The 14,452-nt window shown below is 58.0% G+C and carries 13 protein-coding genes; 9 read left to right on the forward strand and 4 right to left on the reverse strand.

Going from position 1 to position 14,452, the window contains the following annotated elements:
• Nucleotides 1-26 precede the first annotated feature (26 nt).
• Entirely contained in the window at nt 27-1,304 is a 1,278-nt protein-coding gene (locus ACQRAX_RS03925; protein ID WP_427867725.1) for an acyl-CoA dehydrogenase family protein, read from the reverse strand.
• Between ACQRAX_RS03925 and ACQRAX_RS03930 the strand changes: the two genes are divergently transcribed.
• Nucleotides 1,240-3,909, forward strand: a complete 2,670-nt coding sequence (locus ACQRAX_RS03930; protein ID WP_412039350.1) for a LuxR C-terminal-related transcriptional regulator — start codon at nt 1,240-1,242, stop codon at nt 3,907-3,909. The two genes, ACQRAX_RS03925 and ACQRAX_RS03930, sit on opposite strands and share 65 nt — an antisense overlap.
• 346 nt (nt 3,910-4,255) lie before the next feature.
• Entirely contained in the window at nt 4,256-4,435 is a 180-nt protein-coding gene (locus ACQRAX_RS03935; protein WP_412039349.1) for a hypothetical protein, read from the forward strand.
• On the opposite strand, the gene ACQRAX_RS03940 is transcribed toward ACQRAX_RS03935, so the two are convergent.
• Genes ACQRAX_RS03940 through ACQRAX_RS03950 form a run of 3 tightly spaced genes read right to left on the reverse strand, consistent with a single transcriptional unit; the run spans nt 4,432 to nt 7,905 of the window.
• On the reverse strand, nt 4,432-5,751 hold the full coding sequence (locus ACQRAX_RS03940) for an aspartate aminotransferase family protein (protein WP_412039348.1): 1,320 nt from the start codon (nt 5,749-5,751) through the stop codon (nt 4,432-4,434). The two genes, ACQRAX_RS03935 and ACQRAX_RS03940, sit on opposite strands and share 4 nt — an antisense overlap.
• On the reverse strand, nt 5,748-6,815 hold the full coding sequence (locus ACQRAX_RS03945; RefSeq protein ID WP_412039347.1) for a phosphotransferase: 1,068 nt from the start codon (nt 6,813-6,815) through the stop codon (nt 5,748-5,750). Before ACQRAX_RS03945 ends, ACQRAX_RS03940 begins: the two co-directional genes overlap by 4 nt.
• 58 nt (nt 6,816-6,873) lie before the next feature.
• Nucleotides 6,874-7,905 carry an ABC transporter substrate-binding protein gene (locus tag ACQRAX_RS03950; protein WP_412039346.1) on the reverse strand — a complete coding sequence of 344 codons (1,032 nt, stop codon included), beginning with the start codon at nt 7,903-7,905 and terminating at the stop codon, nt 6,874-6,876.
• Between the two features lie 183 nt (nt 7,906-8,088).
• Between ACQRAX_RS03950 and ACQRAX_RS03955 the strand changes: the two genes are divergently transcribed.
• The 7 genes from ACQRAX_RS03955 (at nt 8,089) to arsJ (ending at nt 14,438) form a co-directional block, all read left to right on the forward strand.
• Nucleotides 8,089-8,823, forward strand: a complete 735-nt coding sequence (locus tag ACQRAX_RS03955) for an SDR family NAD(P)-dependent oxidoreductase (protein ID WP_412039345.1) — start codon at nt 8,089-8,091, stop codon at nt 8,821-8,823.
• 67 nt (nt 8,824-8,890) lie between these two features.
• Entirely contained in the window at nt 8,891-9,559 is a 669-nt protein-coding gene (locus tag ACQRAX_RS03960; RefSeq protein WP_412039344.1) for a GntR family transcriptional regulator, read from the forward strand.
• A gap of 373 nt (nt 9,560-9,932) precedes the next feature.
• The gene (locus tag ACQRAX_RS03965) at nt 9,933-10,289 is read left to right on the forward strand and encodes a metalloregulator ArsR/SmtB family transcription factor (protein ID WP_045185136.1); all 357 of its coding nucleotides are present in this window, start codon (nt 9,933-9,935) and stop codon (nt 10,287-10,289) included.
• A gap of 53 nt (nt 10,290-10,342) precedes the next feature.
• Nucleotides 10,343-11,404: an ACR3 family arsenite efflux transporter gene (gene arsB, locus ACQRAX_RS03970; protein ID WP_412039343.1), complete on the forward strand. Its 1,062-nt coding sequence runs from the start codon at nt 10,343-10,345 to the stop codon at nt 11,402-11,404.
• Between the two features lie 4 nt (nt 11,405-11,408).
• On the forward strand, nt 11,409-12,125 hold the full coding sequence (arsH, locus tag ACQRAX_RS03975; RefSeq protein ID WP_412039342.1) for an arsenical resistance protein ArsH: 717 nt from the start codon (nt 11,409-11,411) through the stop codon (nt 12,123-12,125).
• A 66-nt stretch (nt 12,126-12,191) separates the two neighbouring features.
• On the forward strand, nt 12,192-13,196 hold the full coding sequence (locus tag ACQRAX_RS03980) for an ArsJ-associated glyceraldehyde-3-phosphate dehydrogenase (RefSeq protein WP_412039341.1): 1,005 nt from the start codon (nt 12,192-12,194) through the stop codon (nt 13,194-13,196).
• A 9-nt stretch (nt 13,197-13,205) separates the two neighbouring features.
• The gene (arsJ, locus tag ACQRAX_RS03985; protein ID WP_412039340.1) at nt 13,206-14,438 is read left to right on the forward strand and encodes an organoarsenical effux MFS transporter ArsJ; all 1,233 of its coding nucleotides are present in this window, start codon (nt 13,206-13,208) and stop codon (nt 14,436-14,438) included.
• Nucleotides 14,439-14,452 lie beyond the last annotated feature (14 nt).

Raw genomic sequence — 14,452 nt, forward strand, 5'->3', positions numbered from 1 at the left:
TGGGCGCCGCATCGCCGGCGCCCTTATCACACACCTGCCGGATCGTGCGGCAGTTCACCGGCAATGCGTTGTGCATCATCCGCCAGGGATTCGCCAAACAACGGCAGCAGATTACTGGGCTGCACTGCAGGCGCCTCCTCGTGCCCTGCACAACTGTCGATACGGCTCACCTGCCGGTAGATACGCGCTGCCGTGTCGGCCGCCAGCAAGCGTGCCCGCCGGGCCAGACTGTCAATGCACTGGCCCGCTTGCACATACTCGAAACCAAGCTTGTACATCAGCCGCGCCGCCTCCAGTTGCGTGGACAGTTCGGCAAACTGCTGGGCAACCAGGTGTTGTGCGGCAAGCGGCTGGCCAAACTGGCGGGTGTGACGGGCCCGCTTGATCGATGCGTCGAGCGCCACCTGGCCATGGGCCACCCACGCCACCGACTGGTGCAGCTTGACCAGGGCGTCAAGGTCCACCCCCACGGACACCGGATCTTGCGCCCCCGTCAGCCCGCGCTCCTCACGCAGCAGCACCTGGGTGACTTGCACATACATGTGCTTGCGCCCGACAGGCTGGTGGCGGTGACGCAGCTCGACCTGGTCCTTGCCGCGGTCAAGCAGCACCAAATCGGGATGGTGTATGTCGTGTTGCACCGCACACAGCAACACGTCGGCCTGTGGGTGACTGAACGCCAAGGCGCACTCGCCATCCACTTGCCATCCGCCCGCCTGCAGGCTGACCTTCAGGCCTTCCGTGCCGGGCGCCATCCCTACCAGCAAGCGGCCTTCCAGCAGTTGGGCCAGGTAACACGGCGAGACCTTTGGCTGCTTCGCCAGCCAGACAGCGGCCAGGGTGTTGATCAACACCTGCTCTGCCAGCTCGACACTGCCCCTCACCAGTTCCTCGAACAACAGGCCCTGCGTCACCCAATCCACGCCCAGGCCGCCCTGCTCCCGGGCAACGGCCACACCCGGCAGGCCGAATTCGGCCACCGATTGGGTCAGCCCGAGCAACTGGCCGTGATCGATAGCACCGCTGCGCAGCAGGTTGGCCATAGGTCGTATTTCAAACTGGACAAAAGTGCGCATGCTTTGGACCGGAAGTCGCTGTGCTTCAGTCATGTATGGACATGCCATTGGAGATTCCCTCATAGTCTTGATGCTCAAATTAGCGCAGCGACAATCGTGCCCGCCCCACTCTCGTGGAGTGGGGCCGACTTGGATGTGGTCCACCCATAAAAACGACAATCTGATGAAACCGACCTCCATGCTCGTTACCACCAAATTCGCCCCACCTCGGGTATCACGCCACGCCATGCTGCGCGAAGCGCTGATGGCCCGTCTGCACGATGCCCGCAACCACTGCCTAGTGCTGATTACCAGCAGCGCCGGATTTGGCAAGACCACCCTGATGACTCAGTGGCGACTTGAACTGCTCAAGCGAGGCGCCCTGGTGTCCTGGCTCTCGCTCAATGCTGAGGACGACACCCCGGAAACCTTCTGTGCGGGCCTTATCGGGGCCTTGCAAAGGATGGGTGTGGCGCTGGAAGACGATTTGCCGCTGCCCAATCACGGCGACGCCAGTTGGCTTCAGGCGATCTGTACGGCATTGATCAACTCACTTGATCGCGACGGCGCCGAGCAGTACCTGATGATCGATGATTTTCACCACATCAGCAGCCCGACGATCCACGCCCTGGTGCAGGTGCTGTTCGATAACGCGCCGGCGAATTTCCACCTCATCCTGGCCTCGCGCCAGGCTTCTCCGCTGTTGCTCGGCCGGGTGCGGGCCATGGGCGAATTATGCGAGATCGACAGCAGCGAGCTGTCGTTCGCCTTCCGTGAGTCGTTCGACTTTCTCAAGGCGCACCTGGACACTAGCATCGACCTGGACACCGCCCACTCTATGCACGATATGACCAGTGGCTGGCCAATCGGCCTGCAACTGTTGGCGATTGCCATGAAGGCCAAGCCGGGCAAGCAACCGGGTCAACCTTTGCTCAGCGGTACCAACCTCGGCGCCTACCTCTCCGAAGACGTTATCAGCGACCTGTCACCCGTCTTGCTCGCGTTCATGTACAAAACCTCGATCCTGCGCCGCTTCAACAGTGCATTGGTCGCGGAGGTGTGCGAAGTCGACGACGCTGGCGAACTGATCGCGACCCTGGAAGCGCACAACCTGTTCCTATTTGCCGTCGATATGCAGGATCACTTCCAGTGGTACCGCTGGCATCCGATGTTCGCCGAGTTCCTTGGTCAGCGCCTGGCCGACAGCCAGGTCGACGTCCGCCAGCTGCACCTGCGCGCGGCTGCGTGGTTCAACCGTGAAGGGCTCTACCCGGAGGCCATTCGCCATGCCCTGCTCAGTGAAGATTTCGACAATGTAGTGCAGATCATCCAGAACGCCTTGCCCACCGTCAGCAGCCTCAGCCACATGGGCATGTTCATGCGCTGGATCGACCGCGTACCGACGACGCTGCTCGAACACCATCCGCAGTTGATCCTGATCAGCGCCTGGATCGCCGCCATCACCGGACACCTGGAGCGTGCCAGGGCGTTGAGCCGCTCATTGGATGCGGTGCAGTTGTCACCCTTGCAACGGCGCTACATCACCTTGCTTCATGCCGTCATTGCGCTGTTCAGCGAAGATATCGAAACCGCCTTGGCACTGGTGCAGTCAGTGGGCGACGCGCCGTTGCGCCACCCTTTTTTCGATGGCTTTCGTATCGGCATCACAGTGGGAACGCTGGCATTTCTCGGCCGTTTCGGTGAAGCACGTAGTGAATTCAATGCGCCGAATGCGCGTTTCCTGCACACCCATGACAACGAGCTTACACTGATCAACCGTGCAACAATCGCCAGTGTCGCCTGGCTCGAGGGCAACATGCTCGAAGCCGAACGTACCAGCGCCAGTATCCTGGCTGCCGCCGAGACCATGTACGGGCGCCGCTCACTCAGCGCTAGCACCATCGCGACCATTTCGGCGGCCGTGCTGTACGAGAGCGATCGCATCGATGATGCCCGCGAAACATTGGCCAATCGCTTGAATGTGCTGCACTTCTCCGCACCCGAATACATGTACTGCGCCACATTGACCTATGCTCGGCTGCAGTGCCTGCAGGAAAGCGCGCAAGCCGCGCTGGATTACCTGGTGACGCAGGAAGCGCACTTTCGCAACCTGGGCCGGGACCACGGCATCGCCCTGATGCTCGCCGAACAGGTCAGGGTGACCTTGACCACTGGCGATTGGCGCCATGCCCAATCCCTGCAGGCCAATCTAAATGAAGTGGCTTGCCTACCCCAGCCGTCGACACTCTGCCAGTTGAACATCCAGGGCGTGACCGCCTTGTCGCGTGCACGCCTAGCGCTCGCCCGGCAGCGCGCCGAGCAGGCCCTGGAAGACCTCGAGCAGGTACAGGCTATCGCCAATCAGCTGAACCGTGGCGCACTGCTGGTCAAGGTAGACATCCTCATGGCCCTCGCCGTGGCTGAACTTGGCCGCGAGGATGCCGTGCGCGAACACCTCCAGGGCGCCCTCGCCTGCGGCTATCGCCTCGGACTGCTTCGCACCTTCATCGACGAAGGCGATGCGCTGCGGGTATTGCTTCAAGACCTGGGTGAACTGGCCGCCAAGGACGCCGAACTGTACCGGCAACAGCTCCTGTCATGCATGACGCGGGGAAACCCTGCGCGCCCCTGCACCCCGCCCTCTACCCCTGTGCCTAGCGTGTTATTGACCAAGCGCGAGCAGGAGATTCTCGCACTGGTCGAACAGTCGATGTCGAACAAGCGCATTGCTCTAGCCCTTAACATCAGCGTGCAGACTGTCAAATGGAACCTGAAGAACATTTTCATCAAGTTGAATGTATCGAGTCGCTATGAGGCAATCATCGCGACTCGGAAAATCAATCGCTCTGGCTAACGCTGCCCGACCGTAATCGTAATTTCGATCTGCGCCCAGGACAGCTGGCTCAAAGCTTGGCACCTTTTTACAGCAATCAACCCCATGGTGATGGATTTCAAGAAGTTCTCAGAGATCTCGGTACGATGCGGCTTCAGCGAGCTGGTCTCTGTGCTCCATGAGCTTCAACGCCAAGAGCACGAGCGGATCAGATCTGTTGGTTTCTGGATGGAAACAATCATCGCCCCCTTTATTTCATTCACACTTCATGCCCTTGGCCGTCGAAGCAAAATGGAGGAACACCCTCCTCTCTGCCTGAACTGTGGGACTCACTCGCGCCTTTTGTCATTTACCGCTGGAAGACTTCATGAATAAACTGATCCTACCTGTCGCCATCTTCGTTAGCGTGATCATCACTGGAAAAATATCCGAGCACTTCGAGGTGGAGGGCAGCTGGAAAGTCGGCCTGCTTTGCCTGGTGGCCGCCGCCGTCCAGATCGCAGTTACTCGTTACCAGCGCACACAGCGGTCAAAAGCTCAAGGCTAATGAACCCCTTGTATAGCGACATCGACCGCCTCGACAAGAATCTGCGCATGCTCCTGCGTAAACGCCAATAGCGGTCGTATCTTGAGTACGTTTTCGAGCGGGCCGGCGGCACTGATCAGCACACCCTGTTCACGCATTGCATTGACAACTTTGCGCGCCTGCTCGGCTGCGGGTCTCTTCGTCGTACGATCAGTGACGAGCTCAACACCGAGGAACATGCCCGCCCCCCTGACGTCACCGATCAGTTCATGGCGCTGAGCAAGCTTTGTCAGGCCACTCAGCAGATAACTGCCAATGTCATGCGATCGCTGCTGCAGATGTTCTTCCTGGATCACGTCCAGGACAGCCTGGCCTGCGGCACACGAGACTGGGTTGCCTCCAAACGTATTGAAGTAGCGCATGTTCTTTCCGAAATCATCGACCACCTCAGAGCGCCCAACGATACCGGCAATAGGTTGACCATTACCCATGGGTTTACCGAGCGTGACCAGATCCGGACGCACGTTATGCCTCGAATAACCCCACATATTCAGACCGGTACGCGCAAAGCCTGGCTGTACCTCATCGGCGATGTACAGCAGCCCTTCTGCCTGGGCCAATGCAACACCTTCAGCGAGAAAGCCCGCCGGCCCGGGGAGCACGCCATCGCTAGAAAAGATGCCATCGAGCAAAATAGCCGCGGGACGGATGCCGTGCGCTTTCATGTCATCGATCGCGGTACGTACGTCTGCGGCGAAAGTCGACGTCACGTTTTCGGCCCCCAGACGGTAAGCGTCAGGGGCGCGAACGGTACGAACATGCGCCGGGAGCACTATGGCGCGACCGAGCGACGGCGAAAGCTCGGCAATGTCGCCAGTGACACCGTGGTAGGCAAACTGGGTGATGATGACGCCGGTGCCACCGGTGTACTGCTTGGCGATCCGAAGCGCGAGGTCATTCGCTTCACTCCCGGTACAGGTGAACATGACTCGATCCAAATCGCCAGAGAATGTGCCCAACAACTGCTCGGCATAGTCGAGAATCCCCTCCTGCAGGTAGCGGGTGTGCGTGTTCAGCACAAGCGACTGCCGATACATTGCCTCAACCACGCGGGGATGACAGTGACCGATGGACGCGACGTTGTTGTAGGCATCCAGATAACGACGGCCCTGCTCATCGTAGAGCCAAACGCCCTCCCCTCGAACGGTATGGAGCGGTCGTTCGTAGAAAAGACGGTACGCCGGGCCCAACAGACGCTCGCGGCGCTCGATCAAGCGTCGTTCCGTTTCCGAAAGCCGGGCTGCGTCCTCTGAAGTGAAGCCGTTGACCATGCTCATGCTTTGACCTCTCGCAGGCACGCGGAAGAAATTCGATCTTCAATTTCAGATCGAGACAGAGACGACATTGCCTTCAAATTTGCCCACGCGCGCTGGGCGTTTCGCAGGATGTACTGGCGATTCTCAGGATGCAGCTTGGCGCGCCATGAGTTGATGCACAGGGCTAATGCCAACCGCGTGGCCAGCAGTTCCGGCAGCAGCGCCAACTCTTCATGGGTAAGCGGATTGTGTTGGTGGTACGCGCCAATGACATCCAATGCCGGCTCCAGGACATCGCCAACCTGCCCAAGGTGGTATGAAGCGGCCACCGCTACTTCGTTGACCAAGGGTGCGTACACCATGTCACCGAAATCGAGGATGCTGCGCAGAACATCAGGGTTATTGGTATCCACGATAATGTTGTGCGGGTTGGTGTCATTGTGAATCACTTGCTTTCGCAGCTCTGGGATCCAGGGCAAGACGACGGATTCGTACCGGTCAAGACTTTGCTCGACGATGCTTCGCCCCTGACCAGGTTCGATGTGAATCAGCAGCGGCCGAAGGTGCGCGGCATGTTGCATGTCCCAAAGCAGAACATGCCCGGCAGCAGGATGAGTGAAGCCTTCCAGCGCTACGTCAAGCCGGGCAATGGACTGCCCAATTACTCGGCGAAACGCCGTTGTGGTGCGGCTCACGCAATGAAGAGGCATACCGTCTTCAAAAGACAGAAGTCGGGCCAGCATGCGCTGCCCATCAATCTCAACAAAGGTAGCGTATTGGCCTTCAAGCGACGGATGCACGCGTTGAACTGCAAGGTCGGGATCTCGAAGCTCGATTCTTCGCATCGCCTGGTTGTGGAAGTCGACCACATCGGGGTTCTCAAGCGGATGGGAGAGCTTGAGCAAACGAGATGACCCGTCTTTAAGCATCACGCGAAAATTGAGGTCTCGCTCTCCGCCCAATTTCTCGAGTTTGCCGCTTAAACCAAATTGCTGCTGGAGTACTGCGCACGCTTGCGCATCCGAGACCTGCGCTGGAGCAACCTCCAGTAAGCTGTCATCAACCGCTAAATTTTCAAGTGGCATGACTCACGTCCTTATCCGGCAAATCGAATGGCGCCCCGGTTTTAAAGGGCGCCATGTATCACTTATTGGCCCAAGCGTTGAATCGTTCCTCCAGATCCTCTCCATGATCGATCCAAAACTCGGCGTCGGTAGCCCGGGCGTTTTTTAGATTTTCGGGTGCCGTCGGGAGTTTTTCGCCAACACGCTTATCTACCAAGCTCATCGCGTTGGTGTTGCTTGGCCCGTAAGGAATGGCTTCGACGAAATTTTTCTGTTGAACAGGTTCGCTAGCGAACGCGATGAAGCGCTCTGCCAATGCCTTTTTCGCAGAGCCTTTGACAATCGCCCAGTGGTCGAGGTCGTAAAGGCTGCCATTCCATTGCATTGCAAATGACTGGCCTTCCTCCTGGGCAGAGGTCACGCGACCGTTGTAGGCGGAGGTCATGACCACGTCACCGGCTGCCAGCCATTGCAGAGGCTGCGCACCGGAATCCCACCATTGGATGTTGGATTTGATTTCGTCGAGCTTTTTGAACGCGCGTTGGATACCCGCTTCAGTGCCCAGAAGCGTGTAGACGTCCTGGTTGCTTACTCCGTCCGCAAGCAGCGCGAACTCCAGCGTGAACTTCGCTCCGCGCCGAAGGCCGCGCTTACCGGGAAATTTCTTCATGTCCCAAAAGTCGGCCCAGCCTTGCGGGCTAGCGGCGAGCTTAGTGGGATCATAGGTAAGCACAGTCGACCAGATGAAAATACCGACACCACAGTCGCTGACTGCGGCAGGAATGAAATCCTCCTTCTTCCCTATCCGGCTCCAGTCCAACGGCTCGAACAGCCCCTCACTGCAACCCCGGATGAGCTCGGGAGATTCGACCTCCACAACATCCCAACTGGTTTTACCGGTGTCGGCCATCACCTTGATCTTGGCCATTTCGCCATTGTAGTCATCAGCCGTGATGGTCGTGGCGCTCTGGGCTGTAAAGGGTTTGTAGAACGCCTTTTCTTGCGCTTGGCGATTGTTCCCGCCAAAGGAAACAACGGTTAGCTTTTCAGCGGCACTCAGCGGGCCAGCAATTGTTGCAAGTAAAAGTACAGCTGCGATTTTCTTATTCATGCGTATCTCCAGGTCAGCTACGGATCATGGGCAGCTTTAAAGGGATGGCAGTTTTCTTGTAGTGGCAGCAATCGATCGAACGTGACGCATCCCCGGTGGGGACAAAATCCATTAAAACACATAAAAAATATGATGCATCATATTTTGATCTACACTCCTTTCACCAACGACAGGGATTGCGCCATGACTGATCAACGTACTTTGCTTCTCACCGGTGCCAGCCGGGGCATTGGCCACGCGACCGTGAAACATTTCAGCGCCGCGGGTTGGCGAGTCTTTACCGCTTCGAGGCAGGATCTGGGTGAAGGCTGCCCGTGGGCCGAAGGGCTGGCCAACCACATTCACCTCGACCTTGGGAACGTGGAGGATGTACGGAATAGACTTCCAGAAATCAGGGAGAAGCTCGGTGGCCGACTTGATGCGCTAGTCAACAATGCCGGCATTTCACCGAAAGGCTCAGATGGGGAGCGACTGGGGGTTTTGGAATCCGACTATTCGACCTGGCTGAACGTTTTCAATGTGAACATCTTCTCCACAGCACTGCTGGCTCAGGGGCTTTTCGAGGAGCTCAAGACAGCCAGAGGCTCAGTCATTAACGTCACCTCCATCGCCGGTTCACGCGTCCACCCGTTTGCAGGTGTCGCTTACGCCTGCTCGAAAGCGGCGCTATCGGCCCTGACTCGCGAGATGGCGCATGACTTCGGGCCCCACGGTGTTCGCGTAAACGCGATCGCTCCCGGGGAAATCGATACCTCCATCCTATCCGCCGGCACCGCGCAGATAGTTGAGCGCTCGATTCCAATGAAACGCCTGGGTAAGCCCGAGGAAGTCGCCGCACTTGTGCATTTCCTCTGCACGCACGGTGCTTCGTATGTCAATGGCGCAGAAATCCACGTAAACGGTGGGCAACATGTTTGAGTTACTCGATAATCGCTGCTGGTAGCCTCCCCTATCCAGCCGGGCATGTGCCGCACACGAGTACGCGATGAATTACCCTATTGAGAACCTAAAGCACTCCTATCTTGGCAGCGGTATCTACGGCTTGCTCCGCGAAGCGTTGATCACAGGCCGCTTCCAGCCTAACGACCGGCTGCGCATACGCGACCTTGCTGAACAATTGGGTACAAGTGTCACGCCTGTACGGGACGCCATTCTTCAATTGGCGAAGGAGCAGGCGCTGGTTCTCACAACACCGAGAGACATTCGCGTACCCGTGCTGACCTCCAAGCAGTACCTGGAGATTAGAAGCATCCGGCTCTCGCTCGAAGGATTGGCAGCCGAGACCGCCGCGTCGTTAGCGACCCCGCAGCAATTAATGCGGCTGGAAACCTGTATTCAAAACAACCTCGCCGCGATTAAAGACAATGATTTGACCTCAGCATTGACCTTCAACCACGAGTTTCACTTCAACTTGACGCAAATCGCTGACATGCCGGTACTTGCCAGCCTGCTGGACGGCTTGTGGATGCGTACCGGGCCGCTCATTGCTCGCGCCTATGGAAGCTTCAACGAGCGCATGGCGATTGACCATCACTGGGATGTACTCGAAGCACTCAAGAAGCGGGATGGCGCAGGAGCTCGCAATGCCATCTGTAGTGACATCCTTGATGGAAGTCAGAAAATGTTGGAATACGTACAACTTGAGCATGATTGATTACCCTGGATTCTTTGATGCTGGGTAATGGCAGCCTGTACAGGTAACCGCTGCTCAAAAAGCGAGCTGCTGCACGCCAGCGGGCCGCGCACAGGCACACGGCGTGCAGTCCCGCTCCGTCGCCCTGCCAGCGGTGAGTATTGCTGTATGTCCCAGCCAAGCACCCAACCTGCTTGGCCTCCCCTGATGACAACCACTCCTCGAAACCTGTCTGCCCACTTTGCTGGCCTTCACGATACTCGCACATGTAAAGCAACCTGTTCTCGCCGGGTTGCAAAATATTCGATTTTACGTATATTCGAAATAACATATATCTAGGTGCTACGAGATCCACAATCTAATACCTCGTGACAACCCAACACCGAGAACGACCATGACTGAATCGCTGACCCCAACCAAGGTCTTCAAATGCCTCGCCGACGAGAACCGCATTCGGATGATGCTGATGATCGCTCGCGAGGAAGAACTGTGCGTCTGTGAACTCATTTGTGCCCTGGAAGAAAGCCAGCCCAAGGTTTCCCGCCACCTGGCGCAACTTCGCACTTGCGGTTTGCTGGAAGACCGCCGGCAAGGCCAGTGGGTCTACTACCGGTTGCATCCAGCGCTGCCCGTCTGGGTGCGCGAGATTCTGACAACAACGCTGGACGCCAATCGCGAATGGTTGAGCACCAGCGCCAAACGCCTGGACAGTATGGGTGAGCGCCCACTGCGCGTCGCCACCTGCTGCTGATCACTGCCAAGTGGGTAGGCATCGCAACGCTCTGACGCTAAGGTAGATTCACCATGAGCAAAAGCCGACTTTCATTCCTCGACCGCTACCTGACGGTCTGGATATTTCTGGCCATGGGGCTTGGCATCGGCCTGGGCAGCCTGTTCCAGGGGCTGCCAGCATGGCTGAATAGCCTGTCAGTAGGCTCGACGAACATTCCCATTGCGATCGGCCTGATCGTCATGATGTACCCGCCACTGGCGAAGGTGAAATACGAGGAGTTACCACAAGTTTTCAAGGACAAACGCATCCTCACCCTGTCGCTGATTCAGAATTGGGTGATCGGCCCGGTACTGATGTTCGGGCTGGCTGTCGTGTTCCTCTGCGACAAGCCTGAGTACATGACCGGGCTGATCCTTATCGGCTTGGCGCGCTGCATCGCCATGGTGCTGGTGTGGAACCAGATCGCGGGCGGCAACAACCAGTACGTGGCGGGCTTGGTCGCCTTCAATAGCATTTTTCAAATTCTGTTCTTTAGCCTGTACGCCTGGATCTTTCTGGGCCTTTTGCCTCCACTGTTCGGCCTGCAGGGTAGCGTCATCGAGATTAGCTTCCTCGAAATTGCCCAGTCAGTGCTGATCTATCTGGGTATCCCGTTTCTGGCTGGTTTCCTGACCCGCAAGATCCTGATCAGTCGCAAAGGCTCGACTTGGTACCAGGAGCGCTTCATTGCCAAGATCAGCCCACTGACACTCGTGGCGTTGTTGCTGACCATCGTCGCCATGTTCAGTCTCAAAGGCGACAAGGTGGTGCAACTGCCACTGGATGTACTGCGCATCGCCATCCCGCTGACCCTCTACTTCGTGGTGATGTTCTTCGTCAGCTTCGGGATGGGCAAGCTGCTGAAGGCCGACTACCCACGGACCACTGCGCTGGCCTTTACCGCCGCGAGCAACAACTTCGAACTGGCCATCGCCGTGGCCATTGCTACCTTCGGGCTCGCCTCACCGGTAGCCTTTGCCACCGTGATCGGGCCGCTGGTGGAAGTCCCTGTACTGATCTCGCTGGTTGGCGTCGCCTTGTGGCTCAAACGTCGCTGGTTCGACCAAGCATCTGTACCCCTGCCCCAGGAGTAAAATCATGACCGATGACTGTATCCCCAATATCGAACCAGAACTGGTCGATCTGCCATCGCCTGACAAAATGGCGATAGAGCAGACGTCCACACACAAACCGCGCATCCTGCTCCTGTATGGATCGACCCGTGAGCGCGCCTTCAGCCGTTTGCTGACGGAGGAAGCGGCCCGGCTGTTGCAGCACTTCGGTGCCGAGACACGAATCTTCAACCCGTCAGGCCTGCCGCTGCCGGATGACGCGGCCGACGACCACCCCATGGTCAAAGAGCTACGGGACATGGTGCTCTGGTCAGAAGGCATGGTCTGGTGCTCACCGGAACGCCACGGTGCAATGACCGGCGTGTTCAAGTCGCAGATCGACTGGATTCCGCTGAGCATGGGCGCTGTGCGTCCGACGCAGGGCAAGACCCTCGCGGTGATGCAGGTCTGTGGCGGCTCGCAATCGTTCAACGTGGTCAACCAACTGCGCGTGCTCGGTCGCTGGATGCGTATGTTCACCATCCCTAACCAGTCGTCAGTGCCGAAAGCCTATCTGGAGTTCGACGAGGCGGGCCGCATGAAGCCCTCGGCGTACTATGACCGAGTCGTCGACGTGATGGAGGAGTTGGTGAAGTTCACCCTGCTGCTTCGTGACCGTGCCGACTACCTCGTCGATCGCTACTCCGAACGTAAGGAGTCGGCTGAAGAACTGTCGAAACGCGTCAATCAACGATCCATTTGAGCCTTACATCAATCCGTTCAGCACCATCCCCTGCCCCCTTACTAACCGCAATTCGAGAAACACAACATGGCAATCAAAGTAGGCATCAATGGGTTTGGACGTATCGGACGACTGGTTCTGCGCGCGTCCTGGGATTGGCCGGAATTCGAATTCGTACAGATCAATGACCCGGCCGGGGACGCTGAGACCCACGCCCACCTGATCAACTTCGACTCGATCCACGGACGCTGGCACCGTGAAGCCGGTGCAGCAGGCGATTCGGTGGTAATCGATGGCAAGCACATCAAGGTCACGGCCAACAAGGCCATCGCCGACACCGATTGGTCGAGTTGCGACCTGGTCATCGAGGCCAGCGGTAAGATGAAGTCGGTTGCCGTGCTCCAGGCTTACCTGGATCAAGGCGTCAAACGCGTGGTGGTCTGCGCCCCGGTGAAAGAAAAGGGTGCGCTGAATGTGGTGATGGGCGTCAACCAGCACCTGTTCGACCCAACCCAGCACCGCCTCGTCACCGCCGCCTCCTGCACCACCAACTGCCTGGCTCCGGTGGTCAAGGTGATTCACGAGAGCCTGGGTATCCGTCACGGCTCGATCACCACTATCCACGACCTGACCAACACCCAGAGCATCCTCGATACACCACACAAGGACCTGCGACGCGCCCGTGCCTCGGGCATGAGCCTGATCCCCACCACAACCGGTTCAGCTACAGCAATCGCCGAAATCTTCCCCGAGCTGCGCGGGAAGCTGAATGGTCACGCCGTGCGCGTACCGCTGGCCAACGCCTCGCTGACCGACTGCGTGTTCGAGGTGGCGCGTGCAACCACAGCTGAGGAGGTCAACTCGCTACTCCAGGCTGCTGCCGAAGGCCCGTTGAAGGGGATCCTGGGTTATGAAGCGCGCCCATTGGTGTCCATCGATTACCGCACCGATCCACGGTCCTCGATCATCGATGCGCTGTCGACCTTGGTAGTGAATGGTACCCAGGTGAAGATCTACGCCTGGTACGACAATGAGTGGGGCTACGCCAATCGTGCCGCGGAGCTGGCCCGACTGGTCGGCGCGGCGGAGTAAACGGCGATCATGAAAGCGTTGTCAGCCCTGTCTACGCAAGTGCGTCAGTACCTGCTGGTTACCGTTAACTATTGGGCCTTCACCCTCACCGACGGTGCGTTGCGCATGTTGGTGGTTTTGCACTTCCATACGCTGGGCTACACGCCGCTGCAGATCGCAGCGCTGTTTTTGTTCTACGAAATGTTTGGCGTCATCACCAACCTGGTGGGCGGCTACCTCGGCGCCCGTCTGGGCCTCAATCGCACCATGAACATCGGCCTGAGCATGCAGGTACTGGCCTTGTTGATGCTCACGGTGCCGGGAACCTGGCTGACTGCACCTTGGGTGATGGCGGCCCAAGCGTTGTCCGGCATCGCCAAGGACCTCAACAAGATGAGTGCCAAAAGCGCCATCAAACTCTTGGTACCGGATAGCCAGCAAGGCACCCTCTACACGTGGGTGGCCATCCTTACAGGCTCGAAAAACGCGCTCAAAGGGGTGGGTTTTTTCCTCGGAGGTGCACTGCTCGCGCTGCTCGGTTTCAGCATGGCGGTCCTGGCTATGGCGGCAGCGCTCGCATTGATTTGGGCAGGCAGCTTGCTGATGCTGAAAAAGGACCTGGGCAAAGCCAAAGCCAAACCGAAGTTCCGCGATATGTTGTCTAAAAGCCGAGCGATCAACATCCTCTCGGCCGCACGACTGTTTCTCTTTGGCGCGCGTGACGTCTGGTTTGTCGTAGCCCTTCCGGTGTACCTGAGCAGCGCATTAGGCTGGGATTTCTGGCTGGTTGGTAGCTTTCTTGCTACTTGGATCATCGGCTACGGCATCGTACAGTCATTTGCCCCCCGCATTACCGGCAACAAGCGTGGCCAGGTACCGGACGGCCGAGCCGCCTTTTCCTGGGCCATCGCGCTGGCCGGGCTGCCCGCACTGATTGCGCTGGGGCTGACCGCAGGTTGGTCGGCTAAAGTAGTGCTGCTCGGTGGGCTTATGCTATTCGGCGTGCTGTTTGCAGTGAATTCCGCGCTGCACAGCTACCTGATTGTCAGTTATGCCAAGGAAGATGGGGTATCCCTGGACGTGGGTTTTTACTACATGTCCAACGCGTTGGGCCGGCTCGTCGGCACGTTGCTTTCGGGTTGGGTATTCCAAGCCTATAGCCTGCAAGCCTGTTTGTTAGTATCGAGCGCTTTTGTACTGGCTGCCGCGCTTATCTCCATTGCCTTGCCCAAGCACAGTGACACTACACAGCAACCAAGCTGACCAGCGTCCACCGA

Origin of the sequence: Pseudomonas sp. UM16, from assembly GCF_050312595.1 — a bacterium.
In the GTDB taxonomy this organism is placed as follows: domain Bacteria; phylum Pseudomonadota; class Gammaproteobacteria; order Pseudomonadales; family Pseudomonadaceae; genus Aquipseudomonas.

Coding starts and splice junctions, on each gene's coding strand:
- ACQRAX_RS03930 (WP_412039350.1), top strand. CDS start 1,240: ATGAAACCGACCTCCATGCTCGTTACCACCAAATTCGCCCCACCTCGG.
- ACQRAX_RS03925 (WP_427867725.1), bottom strand. CDS start 1,304: ATGGCGTGGCGTGATACCCGAGGTGGGGCGAATTTGGTGGTAACGAGC.
- ACQRAX_RS03935 (WP_412039349.1), top strand. CDS start 4,256: ATGAATAAACTGATCCTACCTGTCGCCATCTTCGTTAGCGTGATCATC.
- ACQRAX_RS03940 (WP_412039348.1), bottom strand. CDS start 5,751: ATGAGCATGGTCAACGGCTTCACTTCAGAGGACGCAGCCCGGCTTTCG.
- ACQRAX_RS03945 (WP_412039347.1), bottom strand. CDS start 6,815: ATGCCACTTGAAAATTTAGCGGTTGATGACAGCTTACTGGAGGTTGCT.
- ACQRAX_RS03950 (WP_412039346.1), bottom strand. CDS start 7,905: ATGAATAAGAAAATCGCAGCTGTACTTTTACTTGCAACAATTGCTGGC.
- ACQRAX_RS03955 (WP_412039345.1), top strand. CDS start 8,089: ATGACTGATCAACGTACTTTGCTTCTCACCGGTGCCAGCCGGGGCATT.
- ACQRAX_RS03960 (WP_412039344.1), top strand. CDS start 8,891: ATGAATTACCCTATTGAGAACCTAAAGCACTCCTATCTTGGCAGCGGT.
- ACQRAX_RS03965 (WP_045185136.1), top strand. CDS start 9,933: ATGACTGAATCGCTGACCCCAACCAAGGTCTTCAAATGCCTCGCCGAC.
- arsB (WP_412039343.1), top strand. CDS start 10,343: ATGAGCAAAAGCCGACTTTCATTCCTCGACCGCTACCTGACGGTCTGG.
- arsH (WP_412039342.1), top strand. CDS start 11,409: ATGACCGATGACTGTATCCCCAATATCGAACCAGAACTGGTCGATCTG.
- ACQRAX_RS03980 (WP_412039341.1), top strand. CDS start 12,192: ATGGCAATCAAAGTAGGCATCAATGGGTTTGGACGTATCGGACGACTG.
- arsJ (WP_412039340.1), top strand. CDS start 13,206: ATGAAAGCGTTGTCAGCCCTGTCTACGCAAGTGCGTCAGTACCTGCTG.